The sequence below is a fragment of the Mucilaginibacter mallensis genome (assembly GCF_900105165.1).
In the GTDB taxonomy this organism is placed as follows: Bacteria; Bacteroidota; Bacteroidia; order Sphingobacteriales; family Sphingobacteriaceae; genus Mucilaginibacter; species Mucilaginibacter mallensis.
Map to the genome: position 1 here is coordinate 1,642,536 of NZ_LT629740.1, position 22,865 is coordinate 1,665,400.

Annotated in this window: 16 protein-coding genes; 9 read left to right on the forward strand and 7 right to left on the reverse strand. The window is 42.1% G+C overall.

What is annotated here, in order from left to right:
* Positions 1-767: 767 nt before the first annotated feature.
* From BLU33_RS06645 to BLU33_RS06665, 5 genes are all read left to right on the forward strand, one after another.
* Entirely contained in the window at positions 768-1,448 is a 681-nt protein-coding gene (locus BLU33_RS06645; RefSeq protein ID WP_197684575.1) for an HAD hydrolase-like protein, read from the forward strand.
* Between the two features lie 59 nt (positions 1,449-1,507).
* Entirely contained in the window at positions 1,508-2,362 is an 855-nt protein-coding gene (locus tag BLU33_RS06650; protein ID WP_091370548.1) for a glycoside hydrolase family 16 protein, read from the forward strand.
* A gap of 210 nt (positions 2,363-2,572) precedes the next feature.
* On the forward strand, positions 2,573-4,093 hold the full coding sequence (locus BLU33_RS06655; RefSeq protein ID WP_232009409.1) for an alpha-L-fucosidase: 1,521 nt from the start codon (positions 2,573-2,575) through the stop codon (positions 4,091-4,093).
* Between the two features lie 181 nt (positions 4,094-4,274).
* Positions 4,275-6,104, forward strand: coding sequence for a family 20 glycosylhydrolase (locus BLU33_RS06660; protein WP_091370555.1), 1,830 nt, complete (start codon positions 4,275-4,277; stop codon positions 6,102-6,104).
* 303 nt (positions 6,105-6,407) lie between these two features.
* Entirely contained in the window at positions 6,408-8,780 is a 2,373-nt protein-coding gene (locus BLU33_RS06665) for an ABC transporter permease (protein ID WP_091370558.1), read from the forward strand.
* A 227-nt stretch (positions 8,781-9,007) separates the two neighbouring features.
* Here the strand turns inward: BLU33_RS06665 and BLU33_RS06670 are convergent, their stop codons facing one another.
* From BLU33_RS06670 to BLU33_RS06680, 3 genes are all read right to left on the reverse strand, one after another.
* Complete coding sequence (locus tag BLU33_RS06670) at positions 9,008-10,018, reverse strand: YncE family protein (protein ID WP_091370560.1); 1,011 nt, start codon at positions 10,016-10,018, stop codon at positions 9,008-9,010.
* Positions 10,019-10,319: 301 nt separating this feature from the next.
* Complete coding sequence (locus BLU33_RS06675) at positions 10,320-11,168, reverse strand: formylglycine-generating enzyme family protein (protein ID WP_091370563.1); 849 nt, start codon at positions 11,166-11,168, stop codon at positions 10,320-10,322.
* Between the two features lie 116 nt (positions 11,169-11,284).
* Positions 11,285-12,031 (reverse strand): glycoside hydrolase family 11 protein, encoded by a 747-nt coding sequence (locus BLU33_RS06680; RefSeq protein WP_091380273.1) that lies wholly within the window; start codon positions 12,029-12,031, stop codon positions 11,285-11,287.
* A 356-nt stretch (positions 12,032-12,387) separates the two neighbouring features.
* Between BLU33_RS06680 and BLU33_RS06685 the strand changes: the two genes are divergently transcribed.
* From BLU33_RS06685 to BLU33_RS06695, 3 genes are all read left to right on the forward strand, one after another.
* Positions 12,388-16,617, forward strand: a complete 4,230-nt coding sequence (locus tag BLU33_RS06685) for a hybrid sensor histidine kinase/response regulator (RefSeq protein ID WP_091370564.1) — start codon at positions 12,388-12,390, stop codon at positions 16,615-16,617.
* A 2-nt stretch (positions 16,618-16,619) separates the two neighbouring features.
* A complete protein-coding gene (locus BLU33_RS06690; protein ID WP_091370566.1) occupies positions 16,620-17,576 on the forward strand; it encodes a PAS domain S-box protein in 957 nt (318 codons plus the stop codon).
* A 100-nt stretch (positions 17,577-17,676) separates the two neighbouring features.
* Complete coding sequence (locus BLU33_RS06695) at positions 17,677-18,366, forward strand: MarC family protein (RefSeq protein WP_091380276.1); 690 nt, start codon at positions 17,677-17,679, stop codon at positions 18,364-18,366.
* Positions 18,367-18,401: 35 nt separating this feature from the next.
* On the opposite strand, the gene BLU33_RS06700 is transcribed toward BLU33_RS06695, so the two are convergent.
* Both BLU33_RS06700 and BLU33_RS06705 read right to left on the reverse strand, forming a co-directional pair.
* Positions 18,402-19,991: a glycoside hydrolase family 28 protein gene (locus tag BLU33_RS06700; protein WP_091370569.1), complete on the reverse strand. Its 1,590-nt coding sequence runs from the start codon at positions 19,989-19,991 to the stop codon at positions 18,402-18,404.
* Positions 19,981-20,895: a phytanoyl-CoA dioxygenase family protein gene (locus BLU33_RS06705; protein ID WP_091370572.1), complete on the reverse strand. Its 915-nt coding sequence runs from the start codon at positions 20,893-20,895 to the stop codon at positions 19,981-19,983. Before BLU33_RS06705 ends, BLU33_RS06700 begins: the two co-directional genes overlap by 11 nt.
* Positions 20,896-21,029: 134 nt before the next feature.
* Here BLU33_RS06705 and BLU33_RS06710 point away from each other — a divergent pair, with 134 nt between their 5' ends.
* Positions 21,030-21,902: an AraC family transcriptional regulator gene (locus tag BLU33_RS06710; RefSeq protein ID WP_091370574.1), complete on the forward strand. Its 873-nt coding sequence runs from the start codon at positions 21,030-21,032 to the stop codon at positions 21,900-21,902.
* A 21-nt stretch (positions 21,903-21,923) separates the two neighbouring features.
* On the opposite strand, the gene BLU33_RS06715 is transcribed toward BLU33_RS06710, so the two are convergent.
* Positions 21,924-22,307 (reverse strand): hypothetical protein, encoded by a 384-nt coding sequence (locus tag BLU33_RS06715; RefSeq protein ID WP_091370575.1) that lies wholly within the window; start codon positions 22,305-22,307, stop codon positions 21,924-21,926.
* Between the two features lies 1 nt (position 22,308).
* The gene (locus tag BLU33_RS06720; protein ID WP_091370577.1) at positions 22,309-22,755 is read right to left on the reverse strand and encodes a GNAT family N-acetyltransferase; all 447 of its coding nucleotides are present in this window, start codon (positions 22,753-22,755) and stop codon (positions 22,309-22,311) included.
* Positions 22,756-22,865 lie beyond the last annotated feature (110 nt).

The following is a 22,865-nucleotide window of genomic DNA, read 5'->3' on the forward strand; positions in this document are numbered from 1 at the left end:
ACATTTGTGCCCATACGTGCTTTAATCGCACTTTTCTCTCCAAAAGAATTTCGCATCATCACTAAAATAAGAAGAAACAATTTCTTGCTGCCGTAATCCGGCTCTTGCGGCACTTTGTACATCACTATCCGCGCTCTTGCTGGCGCACGCATGTCGCGTGTGCCCAAACCCTAAAAGCGTCCGCCACTGTCCGCAACTCCTTATCTTCCGGACGGACGAACAAAAGAATTACTCACCACTCGTCATCCCGAACTTGTTTCGGGATCCCACATGCTTGGTATACATCATGCTGACTACTTAGCATGTGAGGTGCTGAAACAAGTTCAGCATGACGGTTTGATGTTTAATACTCGCGTTGGATAGCAGCGTATACCGGCCTTGCGCTTAATACCCGTGCAGGAGCGTATAGCCCGGGCCGGAGGCAACGCCCAAAATATAGAAAAGCTTGCACAACAGTAAATACTCTCCGCCAGTAATTACAGCGGCGACCTGGTAAACGAGTCTACACCTATGCCCCATCAGGCCAAAGGGTAAGCAAAATGTCAAACGACCTATACTATACGGTACATTCGTGCTGTGGAAAATGGAACCCTGTTTTTCTGAAAATTATCAAAAATAAAAGGTTGTTAACAGAAAATTAATATTCAAAATGTATATAATTAGTAAACATTGTTTAATTTTGCTAAACATTATTGTTTTGATATCAGCGAAGAAAGCCAGTACTGCTGGCTGCTGATTAGTTAATTATCACTCAGGAAAATAGTAAAATGCAGCATAATATAAAAATGGTCGTTTTTGACATGGCCGGTACAACAATTAACGAAAATAACCTTGTTTATAAAACCCTTCGAAAGGCCATCAATGAGGCTGGGTTTAATTTCAGCCTTGATCAGGTACTTACCGAAGGAGCGGGTAAAGAAAAGAGGCAGGCTATCAAATCTATTTTGACGGTTTATGCCAATATTAACGATGAAGAGCAGATCGGACAAATCTATCAAAACTTCATAGCACAGCTTACGGAAGCCTACACCAAAGCAGAGATTGTACCCCAGAATAATGCCCTGGAACTTTTTACTGCATTGAAAAAGCGTAATGCGTATGTGGTATTAAACACAGGATACGACCGGTTAACAGCGCAAGCAATCATACAAAAACTGGGGTGGAAAGAAACCATTGATTTTGATGGCCTCGTGACAGCTTCGGATGTTAGCAAAAACAGGACTGATCCTGATATGATATATTTTGCGATGAATAAATTTGGAATTTTAAATAGCAGCGAAGTGGTAAAGGTGGGTGATTCAATTATAGATATTCAGGAAGGCCAAAACGCCGGATGCGGCTTAAGTATAGGGATAACTACCGGCGCACATACGGTTGATCAGTTGCTTTCAGCCAATCCCGACTTTGTGATCAATGACCTCATCGACCTGTTACCTTTAATTGCGTAAAATGAATTGGGTGGCATATTGAAAGTTTTAAAGCTGCAAAGCATCCTGACATAGATAAAATGATTTTCGATAGTATGATGAAAAATGTATTTTTTACTTATGGATTATTTTTGTTGCCGCTTCTTATTAATACTCAACAAACGTTTGCTCAAAATCATAGAAAGCTGGTTTTTGCGGATGAGTTTAATTATAAGGGCTTGCCGGATTCTACTAAATGGGCGTATGAGGATGGGTTTGTGCGTAACAAGGAACCTCAATATTATACAAAGAAGCGTTTAGAAAATTGCAGGGTTGAAAACGGTTGCCTGGTTATTGAAACCCGGAAAGAGGATTATCCCAATGCGGCTTACAAGAAAGGATCGGATAAAGCTGATCAAAAGGAACCGATCGCACATTATACTTCAGCTTCTATCAATACAAAAGGAAAGGAATCATGGAAATATGGGCGTATAGAAGTGCGTGCTAAAGTACCGGGTGGTTTGGGTATATGGCCGGCATTTTGGATGCTGGGGTATGATAGAGGCGCAGTTAAATGGCCCCAATGCGGCGAAATTGATATTATGGAGTTCTTAGGCCGTGATTCCACAAGAATTTATGGTACAGTTCACTATTTAGATACAGCGGGTAAATCTCGTGATAAAGGTGAGGCCCCTGTGGTGGGTAACCCTTCGGATGGGTTTCATATTTATGCCATTGATTGGGATGACCAAAGCATAAGCTTTTATTATGACAGCCTGAAGTATTTTGTTTTTGATTTTAAAAAAGCAGAACATAATCCGGGTGCTGTGTTTCAAAAAGATTTTTACGTGTTGCTGAATATGGCGCTCGGTCATGAAGGGTCATGGGCGGGGCCGGTTGATGATAAAATTTTACCTGCCAAATATTATATAGATTATGTAAGGGTGTATCAATAGTATTTGGCTTTTGGTTAGATGAAATACATAAGATCATCACATGATTCATAACTATAATGGATTTAGTTTATTGTCTTTTGGTGAATTATAAAAAAGTCAAACGTTTGTGTAACCTATTATTAGGCTGGTTATAGGTTTAAACTTAATTTCAAAACTAATATTCAAAACATACTACCAATACTACCATGAAATTCAAAAATGAATAGAACAATGCCCTCTAAAACAAAAAGCATTTTATTGTTTTTAACTATGCTGCTTTCACCTGCCGTATATGCCCAGCAAGCAAATAATTATGTAATAATTAATAAAACAGATTCAGAGCAGGATATTATCACAAAAGCAGCCAATGTTACGCCCGCGCCGCGGCAATTGCGCTGGCAAGAGCTGGAGTTTACCGCATTTTTGCATTTTGGAATGAACACTTTTACCAATCGCGAATGGGGAGACGGGAAAGAAGATCCTAAATTATTTAATCCTACTCATCTTGATGCTGCGCAATGGGTGCGTACCTGTAAAGAGGCAGGTATTAAACAAGTTATATTAACCGCTAAACATCACGATGGTTTTTGCCTTTGGCCAAGTAAGTATACCGAACACTCGGTAAAGAACAGTCCATGGAAAGATGGAAAAGGTGATGTAGTAAAAGAAGTTGCCGATGCTTGTCACCAGCAGGGAATTGGTTTTGGAATATACCTTTCGCCATGGGACAGGAATAACCCTGATTATGGCGATACTGAAAAATATAATGCCTATTTCCTGAATCAGCTTACCGAGTTATTGAGCAATTACGGTAAGGTTGATGAAGTATGGTTTGATGGGGCAAATGGCGAAGGCCCCAACGGAAAAAAGCCGGTGTATCATTTTAATGAATGGTATGCCCTTATCCGCAAGCTGCAACCAGGTGCCGTTATTGCTATAATGGGCCCGGATGTTCGCTGGGTTGGTACTGAAACCGGTTATGGCCGTGAATCGGAGTGGAGCGTTGTGCCTGCAAATAACTTAGACCAGTTAACAGTAACTGCTAATTCTCAGCATGATATTACCTTTAAGCCACAAGGCGATATGACGGGTAATGACTTAGGCAGCCGGGATAAAATTAAAAACGCAAAAGGTTTGGTATGGTATCCCGCTGAGGCCGATGTTTCTATCAGGCCGGGATGGTTTTATCATGATGAACAAAATGATAAGGTTAAATCGCCTGAAAAGCTAATGGATATATATTACAACTCAGCAGGTAAAAATTGTGTGTTACTGCTGAATATACCGCCCGATAAAGAGGGCCTTATTAATGAAAGTGATATAAAGGCCTTACAGGGTTGGAAGAAACTGCGTGATGATATCTTTAAAGAAAACCTGCTTAAAGGAGCAACGGTTAAATGCGCCAACGGTATAAATTTAAAAGCAATTTTAGATGATAATTACAATACCTGGTTTACCACCCGTGGTAAAGATTCTTCCTCAGTGATCGCGCTTGATTTAAAAGCTCCTAAAACCTTTGACCTTTTACTCTTACAGGAAAACATCAGCATAGGGCAACGTGTAGAAAAATTTACGCTTGAATACTGGAACGGTAAGGATTGGGCGAAAGTTACTGAAGGTACTACCATTGGCTATAAACGTTTATTACGTTTCCCAGCTATAACAGCTGATAAAGTAAGATTACGAATTGAATCATCAAGATTAAATCCCGCTATTTCAACAGTAGGCTTATATAAACAGGCTGGAATATGAATTTTGAGATAAAAAGCATATTTAAGATATATACAAGGAACCTTGTTTTGAAGATAACAGCCAATTAGATTGGTTAGTTTAGTGTTAATGAGTTAAGACCGGCCAAGGGCCGGTCTTTGTTAAATTTTTAATAGCCGATAAATTTAGTAAGCATAAACCAATTATAATATCATATAAATACATGAAGAAAGCACTTTCAATTATTCTCCTGCTGTTATCAGGAAGCATGGCATTTGCTCAGCAAGCAGAAGACGCGATAACAATCGTCCCTAAACCCGTTTCTGTTGAAAAAGGTGCAGGCGAATTTATTATTAGTAAACGTACATCCATTGTTGCAAAAGGAGCTGACGCTCAAAAGGTGGCCGCTATGTTTAACTATTTTTTTAATAAGCGGTACGGTTTTGTGTTACCAATAACTAATAGTGCAACTACCAACACCATTGTTTTAAATACGGCGTCAGGCATTAAATTAGCTGATGAAGCTTACGAGCTCAAAGTAAACGCTCGGGGGATAACCATATCTGGTGAGCGGGGCGGTGTTTTTTATGGCGTACAGTCGTTAATGCAATTAATTCATGAAAACGATAAGCAATTATCAGTAGCTGCTATAACAGTTAAGGATCAGCCAAATTTTGCTTACCGTGGACTTATGTTAGATGTAGGCCGTCATTTTTTCGATATACCTGAAATTAAAAAAATACTGGACGTGATGGCGTCCCTAAAATTAAACAGGTTCCACTGGCATTTAACAGATGATCAGGGATGGCGTTTAGAAATTAAAAAATATCCTAAATTAACCTCAATCAGCGCATGGCGCGATTCAACCATTATCGGTGGCTATGGCGATTTCAATCCATTTATCTACGACGGTAAAAGGAGTGGCGGTTTTTATACCCAGGATCAGGCACGCGAAATCGTAAAATATGCTGCAGACAGGAACATTGTTGTAATTCCGGAGATTGAGATGCCCGGCCATAGTACTGCCGTATTAGCTGCCTACCCTGAATTAGGTAATGGAACCGGCCCTTATACAGTAAAGGGCTATTGGGGTGTACATTATACCATATATAACCCTGATGAACCAACCTTTAAATTTTTGGAAGATGTATTAACCGAGGTTATGGCTATTTTCCCGGGTAAGGATATACATATTGGCGGAGATGAGGTTCCAAAAGATGAATGGAAAAAATCAGCGATCGCTCAAAAACTAATCCAGGAAAATCATTTGAAAAATGAAGATGAGCTGCAAAGCTGGTTTATTAACCGCATTGAGAAATTCCTGAATAAAAACGGAAGGAACCTGATAGGCTGGGATGAAATATTAGAAGGCGGATTAAGCCCTAACGCAACAGTAATGAGCTGGCGTGGTGAACAGGGTGGCATTGACGCTGCAAAACAAGGGCATAATGTAATCATGACCCCAAATAGTAATATGTATGTTGATCATGCGCAGGCTAAGGATAAAACAACTGAGCCATTAGCAATCGGCGGGTTTTTACCACTGGATGTAGTTTACAATTACAATCCACTGCCTGCCAGCTTAACCAGCGATCAGCAAAAGCATATACTTGGTGTACAGGCAAACATGTGGACCGAATATGTTGCAACTAATAATAAACTGGAGTATATGCTATTCCCTCGTGTAGCAGCGCTTGCAGAAGTTGGCTGGACAAAAGCCGAAAACAAGGATTATAAAAACTTTACCCAAAATGAGTTGCCGGGATATTTAAAAAATATGGAAGCCCTTGGTGTAAACTACAGGATACCTGAAGCAGATGTGGTGGTTAATAACGATCCCCAAACCGGCAGGAAAAAGGTAACTATCACTCCTTTTGTAGCAGGTAGTACAGTATATTATACTATTGATGGCCATAAGGCAGATAACACAGCTGATTTATATTCCGGTTCAATTAATATGCCTTTTACCAACGGTCGCCCGTTAACTTTAAAATATGTGATTGTTACTCCCGGCAACAGGATGAGTAATGAATTTAATGTAGCTATTCAATAAATTGGTTAAAGGGTATTTAAACCACGTATCCTTATAGCTAATTGATTTAACAAGAAAATGCAAATGGTAAAAAGCCTTTATGGCCTTTTATCATTTGCATTTTTGTTTATTACTGAAATTAATGGCCAGATAAATCAATGAAAACTATTCGATCATATTTTAAAAGCGAACAATGGATGTTCGCTTCTGATACAGCTAATAATTACAAAAGATACTAATTCATTTATAATCAAATGCTTATTATTTTGGCTTGTATTTTGGCATGTTAAACCTTTATAGTTGATTTATTCCAATTCGGTTATCATGATAAAGAACTACTTAAAGATCGCGTGGCGAAATATTTTAAGCAATAAGGTTTATAGTGCCCTCAATATTTTGGGCCTGGCAACAGGTATGGTCGTGGCGCTGGTCATTGGTCTGTGGGTGCAGTACCAGTACTCTTACGATAAAAGCCTGCCCGACTACGGTCAACTATATCAGGTTAGGCGCAACTTTAATAGTAATGGCACAACGCTCACTTTCAGCAGCACATCGCTGAAACTGGCTGATGCCTTGCGGAATAATATCCCGGAGATTGAAGGTGTAGCCGAATCAGATTGGATGTGGGCGCATGGACTTAAGGTGGATAACCGCAAATTTTACCTGCCGGGAGCGCAGCTCGGGAGTGATTTTCTGAAAATGTTCAAGTATCCCTTTATAGAGGGTAATGCACAAACGGCACTTAAGGAACCCTATTCAATTGTACTCACCGAATCAACGGCCAAAGCTTTATTTGGTAATGAAAATTCACTGGGTAAAACTGTTAGGATTGATAATCAGCACGATGTTAAAGTAACCGGGGTAATTAAGGACCTGCCTGCAAACTCATCTTTTTGGTTTAAATACGTTCTCCCATTTAGTTATTTTGAGCAAACCCAAAGCTGGGTAAAGGCAGCGCGTACCGGTAATTTCGCTTATAACGGTTTCCAGATTTTTGTGAAATTAAAACCCGGCATCAGCTATGCACAGGTGGAACCTAAAATAAGGGATATTGAAAAAACTGAACCCGACAATATAAACGCGCGTAACTCAAAAGTAATAATGCAACCCTTGCAGGACTGGCATTTGTACAGCGAGTACAAAAACGGCATTGCTAACAGCGGTTTTATTGATTACGTGCATATTTTTAGCGTAATAGGTTTGCTGGTACTCATCATAGCCTGCATCAATTTTATCAACCTATCAACCGCGCGATCTGAAAAACGTGCCAGGGAAGTAGGTGTACGCAAAGCTATCGGATCGTTACGCAGCGATTTGATCTTCCAGTTCCTTATCGAATCGACGCTGGTTACTTTCATTTCATTTTTATGCTGTTTGGCAATGGTAACCATGGTGCTGCCATCGTTTAACAGCCTTGCTGGTACATCCATCGTTATACCATATAGTAGTTTTTATTTTTGGCTGATCTTAACCGCTTGTGTGTCGTTAACGGCGCTGATAGCCGGTGCTAAGCCTGCATTTTATCTTTCTTCATTTAACCCGGTACAGGTTTTAAAAGGGACGATAGGCAGCGGAAAGTCCAAATCATTTTCGCGGCAGGTATTGGTGGTGGTGCAATTTACCTGTTCCATAGCGCTTATCATCAGTACCGTGATTATTTACCAGCAGATCAGGTTTGCTAAGGACAGGCCCACAGGTTATAGTATAGACCGCTTGGTAGCAACGGATTTGAACGATGACCTTGACCATAACTATATAGCGCTAAAGAACGAGCTTTTGCAAAGCGGCCTGGTGCAATCGGCTACCACGGCTACAAGCCCGGCTACCGATGTTACTTCGCATAGCGATATTGATCACTGGCCCGGTAAACTACCCGGCGAAACCGTTGAGATGGGTAATATAGGCGTATCTGATGATTACTTTAAAACCCTGGGCATGAAAATTATTGCCGGCAGGGATTTTCTGCCCGGTGCAAAAACCGACTCCAGTAATGTGGTATTGAACGAGGCTGCTGTTAAGCGCCTGCGTTTAAAAGATCCGGTGAATCAAATATTGGTGGATGGAAAACAGCAGCTCCGGATTGTTGGTGTCGTAAAGGATGCGCTGATGATCTCACCCTTTGCCCCGGCCGATCCTACTTTGTTTTTCCCTGGTAAAGGCGGAAACATGATCTATAAATTGTCGCCCAATGTACCAACCCATGAAGCCGTTGAAAAAATAACCGCCATTTTTAATAAATATAACCCAGGCTTCCCATTTGATTACCGGTTTGTTGATGATGTTTATAACAAAAAATTCCAGCTTGAAATGCTGATCGGGAAGCTATCAGGCATATTCGCGGGGCTGGCTATTTTTATTTCTTGCCTGGGTTTATTTGGCCTTGCAGCGTTTGTGGCAGAACAGCGTGCCAAGGAAATAGGCATTCGTAAAGTACTTGGCGCTACCATAGTGCAGGTGTGGCTATTGCTTTCAAAAGATTTTATTTTACTGGTGATGATCAGCTGCATTATTGCCTCGCCACTGGCCTATTACTTTTTACAGCATTGGTTAATGAAATACGATTATCGCATCAGCATTGGCCCGGGCGTATTTCTGGTGTCGGCATTATTGGCTATCATTATTACGCTGGCTACAATCAGTTTCCAGGCAATAAAAGCCGCGTTAATGAACCCGGTGAAAAGTTTGAAGAGCGAATAGTAAACTCAGCAGTGTAAAAAACTCAAAAAACCAAACGTCATCATTGAGGAACGAAGCAATCCCTCGCCTTGTACAGTCTGCGATTGCTTCGCCTCCGCTCCCGCAAGCGTCCCGCTTGTGGTTTAACAGCAACTGTCCGTCGAAATAGCCACAAGCGGGACGCTTGCGGGAGCGGGGGACCACGTCATTGCCAAGAAGGAATGATGTGCGGAGAGAGTTGTTTATCTTTATTTCCCTACCACTAGCACCTGGAAAGTACCCGGGATAATAGAAGGCCTGAAAGCCCCCGCTTTTTTAGGTGCAAAATCTCCTGTTGGTAAGTAAACCAAATGGGTGATCTGATCAACCGCATTGGTGCGGGCACCTTTTTTTGTTTGTAAATTTTCAACAACCGTAAACTTATCAGCCGACCATTCTTTAATAATTGTTAAAGTACCATCACCATTTGACGAATAAACTGTTTTAAGCTTTTTATCGAAACCTACTGCATCGCACTCATCGCCGATGGGTATGCTGGTAACCACTTTCCCGTTGGTTGCATCCATCACTATCAATACTTTATTGTCGCAGCCTGCAAATAACCTCATGGTATTTCGATCCATTGATAAACCCGACGCTCTTACTCCAGGCGCTATTGGCCAGGTATTTACTACCTTAAAAGTATTGGCATCAATTACATCTATTTCGCTTTTTTCGGCATTGTTAACATAAATTTTCCCCTTGCCGTCACTTGTAGCCGTTTCTGGCCATCCGCTTAGTTGAATGGTTGCAATTGCCTGATCTGTCGCCGGATCAATAACTGTCATATTCTTGCTTCTGCCATTACAGCTGATCACCTTTTTGGAATAATCATCATACATTATCCCATCAGCAAAAGTACCTGCCGGCACATGAGCAAGTATCTTAAAGGTTTTAAGGTCAAAAACAACCACGCTGTTCGCCGATCCGTTGGTGATATAACCCTTACCCAACTCGTGTACCAATGCAATGCCGTGTACATCTTTATCAGTAGCTATCACGCCTATAGAATCACCGGTGGTTTTATCCAGCACATTTACCTGTGTGCCATGCGAAACATACAGCCGGTTGGAAGCTGAATCGACTGTGGTATAGTCATATCCCCCGCCGCTTTTAATATGAAATGTTTTTAGCACATGATAGCCCGACTTATTTTGTGCAGACGCGGTTACAGCCAAAAAGGCCGAAAATAGTACCGCTACGGTAATGATCTTTTTCATTTTGAGGAACAGGTTAATTGATTTATAAACAATATTAAAAATGAATATTGTTTTTTTTCTGAATGATCCTCCAATAGCCTGAGTTTATAGATGAAGAGGCATTATGGAGCGATAGATTTATAGTTCAAATCAAATTCCCCTTTGCTCCTTTGCTCCCGCAAGCGTCCCGCTTGTGGTTTAACAGAACTGTCCGCCGAAATAGCCACAAGCGGGACGTATTGGGATCATAAGGACAAGATAATCACAAGCGGGACGCTTACGGGAGCATAAGACGCTTGGTGAGGGTGTGTCCTCTTTGGCTTCACATATTGCGCAACAACCGAAACCCCTGATCAGATCCTTTGCCGCTTGCTTCGTAGTTGGACTGGAATGTGGATGCGCAGCAAAAGTCGCCGCCGATCCAACCGCCACCTGTCCAAACTCGTCCCGGCAGATCCTCCGGCCCGTTACTTTCGTGCCAATCCCAGCACCATTCCCTTACATTGCCTGCCATATCGTAAAGGCCTAGTTCGTTGGGTTTCTTGCTGCCCACAGACTTTGTTTTATTGTTGTTTTTCTGCAATACAGGCCAGTTCCAGGCCCCCGTTAAATATTTATCTCCTGAGTTTTTCCAATACCAGGCCACATCATCTATATTATTACTTCCGCTGTAGGTATAGCTTTTGCTCATCTGGCCTCCGCCTGCAGCATATTCCCATTCGGTTTCTGTCGGCAAACGGTAGCCATAGGCATCCGCATTTACGGTTACCGTCCATTTTATACTATCTATATCGTTTGTGTTATTCTGATCCTTTTTATTCTTGTCGATATTATAATATGGCTTTAAGCCTTCTTTTACACTTCTTTTATTACAATACTCCACACAGTCATACCAGCTTACGCTTTCTACAGGCAGATTGTCGCCTATGAACTTTGAGGGATCATTCCCCATTACCGCGGTCCACTCTTTTTGAGTTACCTCATATTTGCCGATATAAAAATCGGCAATGCTTACATTTTTTCCGAAGTATTTTGATTTTGTGTTCACAAAAGTTCCGCCCTTAACTAACACAAAGTCGGCAGGCGCCTTTTGGTTATCCGGTACTTTATGCGAACAAGAGCTGATTACAGCCGTTGTTGGCATTAAAAATAAAATTAATAGTTTCCTCATATAAAATATGTCTTTTAAACCGCCTTGAAGGTTATAGGTGATAAAGATTTATAACTGTATAATATAAAGGCCGGCAGTGATTACCAGCCGGCCTTTATATGTCAATAATCAACGGTTTACCATACGGTTGCGTTTATATAGCCGCTTTTACCACTGTAAGCCTCTAATGCCAATATCTGGTAATTGTAGCTGCCAAAACCCTGCCCGCCATTGCTCTGCCAGTTATTAACGTGGTTAGCCATATTGATGGAGTGGTTTGCCCCGGTTGATGATCCACCCCAGTTATCCAGGTACTGCCAAAATGTTGCAGTACCTTGAATGGAGGGTTGGCTAACCTGCTGGTGCTTGTAAAAGGTGTAGGTGTGCCCATCGCTGCTTACAGTATTTACCTGCGTTCCGGCCACAACAGAGCCTAACTCACACACGTAATATTCTATAAGCGGGCTTGTGGTCCAGCCATAAACGCCTACAAAATTGTAGCTACCGCTAAGTGCACCAACGTTGTACCCGATAGTTTGGGCCGATCCGGGGTTATAGCCTTTACCGGCTACCACATCGCCTACACCACTGTAGGTAACAGAGAAGTTGCCTGCTGAACCATTAGTTAGGCTTGCTGAGCCGGTTGTGTAATAACATTGCCAATAGAAGCCGTTGTTGGTCCCCGTAGAGCTTAGGGCGGTCTGGCCAAACGAAGCCGAGCGCTGCCTGGTAACTGCCGATGCTGAAGTACTGGCGGGTGCCGCTGCGGAACTGCTGTCTTTTTTGCAGCTTGTTAAGATGAATGAGCTTGCAGCAAATACAATGATGGCTGCGCCAAAAGCAGCGTGTTTGGCTGCTTCCGGCAGGAAGTTGTTTTTCTTCATGAAATTGGTTTTTAAGGTGTTATAATTAGTTAAATCAAATGTAATAAAGTGTTTATTAAAATGCAATCGATTGCAATAAAAAATATTAATAAAATGATCTTTAATTGGAATTTAAGGCAAAATAGATAGGCTTTATGCAGTAAATCTATTGTGATTTCTTAATTTTATGCCTATACACATATATTTATATATGGTATCGATTGCATTAATTATCAATAAATAATATATGTTATATTTGATTAACAGTTAATACAGAAAGAGAAGGACTTATATTGAAACAATGATAAAACACACATGAGTGTGATGAATAATTAATTGTAACCTCTGTAAGCCGGCTTTCGTTAAAGTAATGGTTAATGCTGCCTTTTATAACTATCCGGTTGATCCCTTGTCTGAGATTTTTTTTAATTGCACTGCTGCTGGTTGTGCCGTCTGCGTTGCGGGCTCAAAACCAGCAACTGCATTTTGAGCATCTAAGTACCAATAACGGCTTGTCTGAGCGTAACATCAATTGTATTCTCCAGGACAGCAAGGGATTTATGTGGATTGGTACCCGGGATGGTTTAAACCGCTACGATGGTTACCAATTTAAAACCTATCGCAATGATCATTCCGATCCGTATAGCATCAGCAATAACTATATATCTCACCTGGCCGAAGATAAAAACGGTAATATCTGGGTGGCTACAGTTGGCGGCGGGCTGAATAAATTCGACACTAAAACTGATAAATTCTATCATTACCGGCACCAGGATAGTCTGGCTGGCAGTATCGCCAGCGATTTCATCAACAAAATAGCGCTGGATGATGACGGGCATATCTGGCTGGCTACGCAAAAAGACGGCCTGGATAACTTTAACCCGGTAACAGGCAAGGCTGTTCATTACCGCACTAATAGTTCAGATCCGCGCAGCATCAGCGGTAACAATATTTATATCGTATATAAGGACCGGGAAAATAACCTGTGGGCCGGGGAACAGACAGCCGGGCTGAACTTATTTAACCGGCAGCGCGGGAACTTTACACGATTCAGTCATCAGGATAATGTACAGGGCTCCATCTCGGGCGATAATATTACCAGTATTTTTGAGGATGGCGGCCACCATCTGTGGATAGGTACCTCGGGTGCAGGTTTAAACCGTTATGAGGGTAATGGTTTGTTTAAACATTTTGTAAATAATCCGGCTGATAGTTATTCGCTGGTCAATAACAATGTGCAGAGCATAGCCGAAGATAATGTTGGAAATTTATGGATCGGGACGGAAAATGGCGGGGTTTGTATCTTTAGCTATCAACAAAACAAATTCGGCGACTACGCACATGATGATATTGACGCCAGTAGTTTAAGCGGCAACTCAGCCGATGTAATCCTGAAAGATCATTCAGGCAATATGTGGGTTGCCACGTTTGGAGGAGGCATTAATTTATATAAAAAGCGGAAAGAAAACTTTATGCATTATCAGCATAATAGCGATAAGCATAGCCTTTCCAATAATTTTGTGCTTTGCCTTTTTGAGGATTCAGATCATCATTACTGGGTTGGTACGGATGGCGGGGGGATAAATCTTTTTGATAAGGCTACGGGTAGTTTTACAAACTTCACGCATCAGGAGGGTAAAAATAGCTTGTCGGGTAATTATGATCTGGATATTAAAGAAGATGGCCGCAAGCAGTTGTGGATAGGTACCTGGGCCGATGGTTTAAGTGTTTATCAGCTCAATACAAAAACGTTTAAAACATTTAAGCATAATGCAAATGATCCGAATAGTTTAGCGGGTGATAATGTATATACTTTGCTGCCCGTGGCCGGTGACAAGGTATGGATCGGCACGTTTGGCAGCGGGTTGGATCGATATGAGCCGGCGAGCAACACATTTGTCCATTACCGTCATCATGATAATGACCCTCAAAGTGTGGGCAGCGACCGGATCAATTCACTTTTGCAGGATAGTAAAGGGAATTTATGGGTAGGTACAAATGATGCCGGGCTCGACCGCTTTAATCCCGCGACCGGTACTTTTATCCATTTTAAATATAAGGATCAGCAAAACAGCATCAGCAATAATACCGTACTAGCATTGTATGAAGACCATAGGGGCCATATCTGGAGCTGTACTTTCGCCGGGCTCAATGACCTGGATCCCGCCACCGGCCATTTCACCCATTATACAACGGCGAACGGCCTGGCAGATAATTTTACTTATGCAATACTGGAAGATGGGGATCAGCATCTGTGGATCAGCACCAATAAAGGGATCTCCCGTTTTGATCCGGTACACCAAACCTTTAAAAACTTTACAGGGGAAGATGGTTTGCAGGAAGGTGAATTTAAACCACATTCTGCTTTAAAAAGCCATACGGGTGAGCTTTTTTTTGGTGGGATAGATGGCTTTAATCAATTTTACCCGGATAAGGTTAAGGAAAGGCCCTATGATGCGCCGCTGGTACTTACCGGGTTTCTACTGTTTAATGAAACAGTGCAGGCAGGCGCCAAATCTCCCTTAAAACAGGATATCAGCGTTACAAAATCTATTACTTTGCCTTATGACCAAGCTGTTATAAGTTTCGAATTTGCTGCGCTGGACTATGGGGCCGCCACCAAGAAATTTTATGCTTACCGGCTGGAAGGATTTGATAAAAGTTGGAACCTGGTGGGGAATAAAAATTCAGCAACCTATACTAATTTGCCGCCGGGCAACTATGTGCTAAAAGTAAGGGTACAGAATGAAGAAAAACAATGGTCATCTTCTGAGATCCGTTTGTCTTTAACTATTGTTCCGCCGTTTTGGTTAACATGGTGGTTTGAGACTTTAGTTTTTATTGTGGTGATTGCCGGGGTTTACCTGATCTATTACCTGCGGGTAAAAACGATTGTGGCCCAGAAAGCAAAGCTGGAAGAGTTGGTGGAGGAGCGTACCGCGGAGGTTTTGCAGCAGTCGGAAGAATTACAGGCCATTAATGAAGAATTAATGGCACAATCAGACGAACTTGAGCTACAACGTGAACAGGAGCGGGCGGCACGGCAGGATGCAGAGAAGGCGAACCTGGCTAAAAGTGTTTTCTTAGCCAGTATGAGCCACGAGATACGGACCCCGATGAACGGGGTGATAGGTATGGCCTCACTGCTGAATGAAACGCCGCTTAACAGCGAGCAGCAGGAATATACGGATACCATTATCAGGAGCGGCGAAACCCTGATGAATGTGATCAATGATATACTGGATTTTTCAAAGATAGAATCGGGCAAACTGGATATGGAGCAGGAGGACTTTAACCTCCGCAACGCGGTAGAAGAGGTGATGGACCTGTTCGCTCAAAAATCATCAAAGCAGGGGATAGACCTGTTGTATGAGATCGATCATCAGTTACCTGTACAAATTATCGGGGACAGTTTACGACTTAAACAGGTGCTGATAAACCTGATTAATAATGCCATTAAATTTACAGAAAGAGGTGAAGTATTCCTACAGGTTAAACTGAATAAATTGCTCGATAACGATCACCTGGAGATCGGTTTTAGCGTAAAGGATACCGGGATAGGTATTCCGCAACATAAACTTTCAGACCTGTTTAAGCCTTTTTCGCAGGTAGATTCCTCAACTACCCGTAAATATGGGGGGACTGGATTGGGCCTGGTGATCAGTGAGCGGTTAATCAATTTAATGGGAGGTGAGATTCGGGCCGCCAGTGTTTTGGGCGAAGGTTCTACTTTCAGCTTTACAATAACTGCTGTAAAAAGTAATATGGCAGCACCGGTACAGGCTCCGTTAAAGAAAGCGGAACTGGAAAGCAGGCAGATACTGATCGTTGATGATAACGATACCAACCGGCTGATCCTGAAAACTCAACTGGAGTTATGGGGATGTGTGCCTCTCACTGCATCGTCGGCAAAAGAAGCACTGTTGCTGCTTGAAGCACACCAGCATATTGAGCTTGTAATTACGGATATGGAAATGCCGGCGATGGATGGTATCAGCTTTGCGAAAATTGTAAAAGACAAATATAGCGCGCTGCCCATTATTATGCTTAGCTCTATCGGTGATGAGAGCATGAAAAAATATGCAGGGCTATTCAGCGCCATCCTGGTAAAGCCTGTGAAGCAAAAACAACTTTTCAGGGCCATAGCAGCGTGTTTTAATACGGCTGTTGCTGTTGTTCCGGCAGTTGAAGAGCCTGTACGCTTACTGGCTGAAAGCTTCGCGGTACAATACCCGATGAAAATATTAGTGGCCGAGGATAATGATATCAACAAAAAATTGATAGAGCGTATTTTGAGTAAACTGGGCTATCAGGCTGGTATAGTAAGTAATGGACAGGAAGTTATAGATCAGTTAGCTATTTATCCCTACCAGGTGATACTGATGGATATCCAGATGCCGGTGATGGACGGGCTTGAAGCTACACGGATCATCAGATCGTCTCAGGCCTTTCATCCCTATATTATTGCTTTAACGGCCAATGCCATGCCCGAGGAACGGGAAATTTATTTAAGTTCGGGCATGAATGAATACCTCTCTAAACCAATGAAGATAGAAAGGCTGAAAGATGTGCTGATACTGGCTTATGAATACCTAATGCTTCATTGATTATGCAGGCCAAATACGAAATTTACCAAAAAGCAGCAAGCCTTGTCAACCTGGGTATTTGGGAACAAAACCTGGTGACCGGTGAGATCTATTGGGACGAGGTGGTACGGGAAATATATGAAGTAAGTCCGGATTTTGCCCCAACGTTGGATAATTCGCTGGCTTTTTATACAGATGGGACGATGATTCGGAAATTACTGGCAGCCAGAAACGGCGAGCAAGTAAGCGGGCGTTTGCAGTTAAACACGGCGAAAAATAACACCAAATGGGTAGAGGTAAGGGTGGCGGTAAGTGCCACCATAATTTACGGTACCATTACGGATATTACCGCACAAATTGCCTTAGATAGTAAAGTAGCAGAACAAGGAGAGCAGTTCCATTATGCTTTTGAATATGCGCCAATTGGGATGGCATTGGTTTCCACAGCAGGACAATGGATGCGGGTGAACCAGGAGCTTTGCCGGATTTTAGGTTTTGAAGCCGATGAGTTGCTTAGGCTCACCTTTCAGGATATTACGCATCCGGATGACCTTAATGTGGATTTGAAGCAAATGTACGAGTTGCTTGACAGCAAGATCAGCTCCTATCAGATGGATAAACGTTATTTTCACAAAAACGGCCATGTGATTTGGGTATCGCTAAATGTAACCCTGGTGCGCGACCAGCAGGAAAAACCTTTGTATTTTGTTTCGCATATCAAAGATATCACGGAACTCAAAGAGCATATGCAGCTGATCAGCGCCCAGAATAGGCGCCTACTGAATTTTGCCAATGTAGTATCACATAATATCCGGTCGCATACTGTTAATATTCAAATGCTCAGCGAATTGATAGGACAGGAAACCGACCCTGCGGAAAAAGAAAAGTTGATAACCATGCTGGGTACCAGCGCAGCCAGTCTGCAGGCCACCCTGGTGCATTTAAACGAAATTGTCGATAGCCCGGATGGCGAACTTTAGCCTGTCCTTGGCGTAGTTGTATATGTACGGAAAGCTTGATCACACTGGGGTTGATTTTCGGCATAGAATATATAAATTAGCATCATCAACCAAGTATAACATGACCTCCCAACTTAATACATTTATTCACCTTGTTTTTGTCGGCTTTGTGGCATTATTCCCGGTGGTAAACCCATTAGGTACGGCATTTATCATCAGTCCGTATTTTTCCGGTCTTACCCGCAAGGAGCGGATAACAGTAGTTAAAAAGATTACCTTTTATTCCTTTATCATTTGCGCGGTTACCTTATTTATCGGGCATTGGATACTTGAGGTGTTTGGTTTATCTATCCCTATCATCCAACTGGCGGGAGGGATCATGATCTGTAAGATAGGCTGGGGGCTTTTATCGACAGACAGTAACGATACAACCGCGGAAACCAAACCTACTACTACCGAGGTTGAGCTGGATCATATCCCTTCAATAGTAAATAAGCTGTTTTACCCGATCACATTCCCAATGACTACGGGTGCGGGTACCATCGCGGTGCTTTTTACACTGAGTGCTGACGGGGCTAACAGTGACACTTCACAATACCTGATTAATGTGGGCGCGCTATTGGTTTCAATTATCGGGATATGTATCCTGATCTTTATTTTTTATGTGAATACAAACCGACTGCTCAGTTACATTGGTTCGCATAACGAAAAGATCATTAATAGTTTGATGGCCTTTTTGATATTTTGCGTGGGCTTACAGATCGCTGTGGGGGGGATTGTTCACCTCATAAAGCTGTCGTTTAAGATATAGACGATCGTATTTTATTTGTTCTATAAATCTTTCAGTCATTTACCGGCATTATCCTGTAAAATGAGTTTGTGCTGAATTGTAGTTGGGATATCTGTTTGCAACTTAATATGATCGAGGCTAACACCATGGCCATTATGCAGGGAAACAACGGCTTCATTTGCCGGGGCTTTGGGTGCAGCAGATGCGGTGAGGCCATCAATAGTCAGCTGATCAAAATTATCACAATAAATGGCATTTGTAAACCATGCGGGTAATGAAGGATCCCAATGTACATCCATGTTGCTTATGGTTAAATTATTGATCCTGCTGGCATAAACAGCGGGGATATCATGCTTATACAAAGTTGTTTTAACATCATTTGCAGGCCTCATATCAAAATTTCCGCCATTAATGGCAGTAAATTTCCCGTTATTGATGGTAAGCTGCACATGGTCAAAGCTAATGTCCTGGAGTGTGCTTTCTTTCGATCCGATCAGCACTATGCCTTGTTCCCCTGCTGCTATTATGTTGCTAAACCTGACATGGCTAATGGTTCCAACTTCCTGGTGGCCAGCCCCCGGTATTGCCGATATATGAATAGGTTCGCCATGGCCCCACCACTGCCCGGGGTACAGCCTGGTATCAATGATCATATTTGAGAACAGTATGTTCGACATGTTTCCCTTACGCCTTTGAAAAATACCTATCCCACGGTTAGCGCCATAAATGTGTATGTTATTAAACAGCAGGTTGCCTGAGTCATGGTCATTAAAAACATTATAACCTACACGTATACCGCACGACCTTGAAGTGCAGTTACAATTAGTAACGGTTATATTGCTGGAGCCTATACAGGCTATGCAATCGTCGCCTGCACGGATATCACAATCAGCTATCAGCACATTTTTTGAGTCGTACATATCAATGCCATCGCTATTGGGAACGCGCTGGTCGTTATCAATGGAGATACCTAAGACCTTAACATCATCACTTTCTTTAATATCAACAGACCAGTCATTGGCATTACGAATTGTAATATCGCGAATGATCGCTTTTTTACAAGTGTGAAGAATGATCTGTGTACCGGGCCGTTCCGAACCTATGCCTTTCCACATTACCGGTGCTTCCTTATTACCATCCGGATTTTTTAAATAAGCATTGCCCTGACGGGTATAACTCAGGTCATCACCATTTACCTGTACGCTATCAGCATACATAAAAGCGGTTGAATTACCGTCAATAACACCGGTGCCGGTAATGCTCACATTTTCCGCATTAGTGGCAAAGAGTATACCCAATTTATCACTGGCTCCCGAACCGCTAAAGCCATAATCCTTTTGTAAAAGAAAATCATCTTTGTTAGGTGAGGCCATCAATACTGCGCCAGGACTCAACATTAAATTAATATTACTAAAAAGCTGAACTGTACCTACAACAAATTTCCCTGCAGGAATATACACAGTGCCACCACCCGCTTTTACACAAGCAGCAATAGCAGCAATAAAACTTTTAGTATCTGTGGTATGCCCATCGCCCTGCGCGCCAAAGCTTTTTACATTAAAGTTTTCTTCACTGGTTTGCGCGTGCAGGGGTAGTTGCGCTATAAGGCAGAGGCATATGCCTGCCAAAAAGATCTTATAGTTCATATGCCTGAGTGATATCCTGTTTAAAGTTATTTTCAATTGGGGTAAATAAGTTGGGGAAAAAGCGTCCCTGCATTTTTTGCCTTTCAGGGATTGGATCAGCGCCTTTCAATAATGGTTCGTTTGATGCTGATCTGGTACCATCGGCAAATACATTTATCACACATGCCCGCCTGGAGTTATTCGATCTGTTCTCGCCGGAACCATGTAATAATAAGGGATGATGGAATGTGCCATAACCCTTTTTTATCTCTACTGCTACAGGATTGAACTCTTTTTTCTGCTTCCCCGTCAGGTAATCGGTTATGCTGTCCATTTCGCCTGCAAGCTCCGGCTTATCAAGTAAACCCCAGTTGTGGCTTTTGGGGATATACTGTAAACAGCCATTATCGGTAGTTGCGTCATCTAATGCTATCCAGCAGGTTAAATGCTGCATAGGGACTGTCCTGGTCCAGTAAGAATAATCCTGGTGCCAGGCAACAACGCCACCATGATGAGCGGGCTTACAGAATAACTGATCGTGCCAGAAACGGACGGCTTTATTGCCCAATAACTGGCTCGCTGCCATCAAAAATGCCGGGTTCCAGAGCAGGTCATGAAAGCCCCGGGTGATTCGCCAGGCCCCTAAGGCATGGAATAAAACGGTATCAGGGTTGCTGGATTCGTTGGAATGAAATTCATGAAATAGCGGGTTGCCGGGATGATCAGCATTGGTAATTTCATGCAGGTCATTATTTAAAACAGCGATCTGTTCATCATCTAAAAGCTTTATGTTACTTAGATAGCCGTACTTATTAAAAAAACGGATCTGTTCATCAGTGAGTCTGTACTCCTCCCATTGATCTTTAGTAATTGGTTTTTTAAAGGTGTTGCTCAGTTGATAATGAAATTCTGACAGATCCAGCATTGGTTATTGTATTGGTTAAAAGCAAAGTACCTGAATAAAAACAGGATGCAGTTACTGTATTTTGACGAAATAATACCTTATCTTGTGTATTAATTAAACTATTTGGTTTAAATAAGCCCAGAATAGGTAATTTTATGAAACCGGTTTTTGAATCCATATTGCCATTGCCTGCCAGTTCATTAAAGGCTTTCTTTCAGGAAAAGGATGAATTTGATGCGCCCTGGCACTTTCACCCTCAGTTTGAACTCACCTATATACTTCAAAGTTCCGGCTTACGCTATGTTGGCAATAGTATGGAGCATTTTGAGGATGATGATCTGATATTGCTGGGCCCAAACCTGCCGCACTGCTGGAAAAATATGGAGCAAAACATCCATAAGGCCCAGGCTATTGTTATTCAATGGGATCTCGATCTGCTGGGTAAAAACTGGTTAGATCAACCGGAGTTCAGGGGGATAAAAAACATGCTGGCACTTTCAGAAAAAGGGATCCAGTTTTCTAAAACTGTTGCCCGCGAGATCAAGGATCATATTATCGCGATGCCTGAAACAGCGCCCTTCGAAAAGTTAATGTGTTTTTTAAATGTGTTGAAGACACTGTCTGAAAAAGATAGCTTTCAAATGCTTTGTGAACATAATTTTGCCATAAAGCCGGAATCATTGCAAAGTGACAGGATAAATTCCGTTTATCAATATGTTAAGCAACATTATGGCGAAAAGATAAAGCTGAAGGATATATCAAGCTCTTTACATATGAGCGAAGAGAATTTTTCCAGGTTTTTCAGCAAGGTGATGAAAAAGAACTTCTTTACTTTTTTAAACGAATTCAGGCTTAACATTGCCTGCAAACTACTCATAGAAACAGACATGCAGGTTAAACAGATCAGTTATTCCTGTGGATATGAAACCTTGCCGTTCTTTTACCGGCAGTTTAAAAGATTTAAACAAGTTTCACCCTTGCAGTTCAGGTTAACCTATCATAAAATGGGTAACCCGGAACTTAACTGAGTTGTATCAGCTGCAATAAAGTTAAAATTCATCAGCGGTGCTGCGGCTGTCGATATATGGGGAACCATCAAAGAAGATACAAAGCAATTGTTGGTCGATGAAAAAGGTCCATTCCGATGTTTGTTCATTTTTTTTGATCAGCAGGTCCTCACAGCCGAAGGTATAATTGATATCGAGCACCACGCGAAAATTGCCTTTGCCCGATGTAGGCTCATATTTAACACGGTCAATGTCCATCTGTATCACCTCTGGGGCACCGTTTGGCCTAAACTCACGTTCTATAGCGTGTTTAAGCTTATCATAAGGGTCGCTGCCGGGCTTAAACAAGCCAGGAATAAAGGTTTCTGCGGAGAAGTTGTCGCTGCTTAATTGAGCCTTATCCAATTGTGTTTCGAAACTATCCATGTTAGTTTAGTATCATATCGATATGGGGGATACCATCTTCATCATAGATCTCACCGGTTTCCTGGAAACCAAAGCTGCCGTAAAACTTCCTTAAATAGGCCTGTGCGCCAATTTTGATAGGACCAGGGCCAAATATCTCGCGGCATTTCTCAATGGCAAGTGCTACAAGCAGCCGGCCGTTTCCTGAGCCCCTGCCTTTTGAACTGGTTACTACGCGGCCAATTGACATTTCTGTAAAAGAAAGCCCCGGTGGTACCAGCCTTGCATAAGCCAGTAGTTCGTCATCGCCAAAGATCATCAGGTGATGGCATTTGCTGTCTTTAAGGTCGGCGTCCTGGTAAACACAGTTCTGTTCAACCACAAATACCTCATTCCTAAGCCGCATAATGGCATACAGCTCATCAGGGCTTAGTTGGTTAAAGGGCTTTAGGATAGTGATCAAGTGCATATAATAGTCGCCGAAGATACGGATTATGCTGTGTATGTCACTTTCTGATCTACTGTTGCCAGGTTATTACGTGCTAAATATTGGATTTAATTTTTAATTATAATATTAAC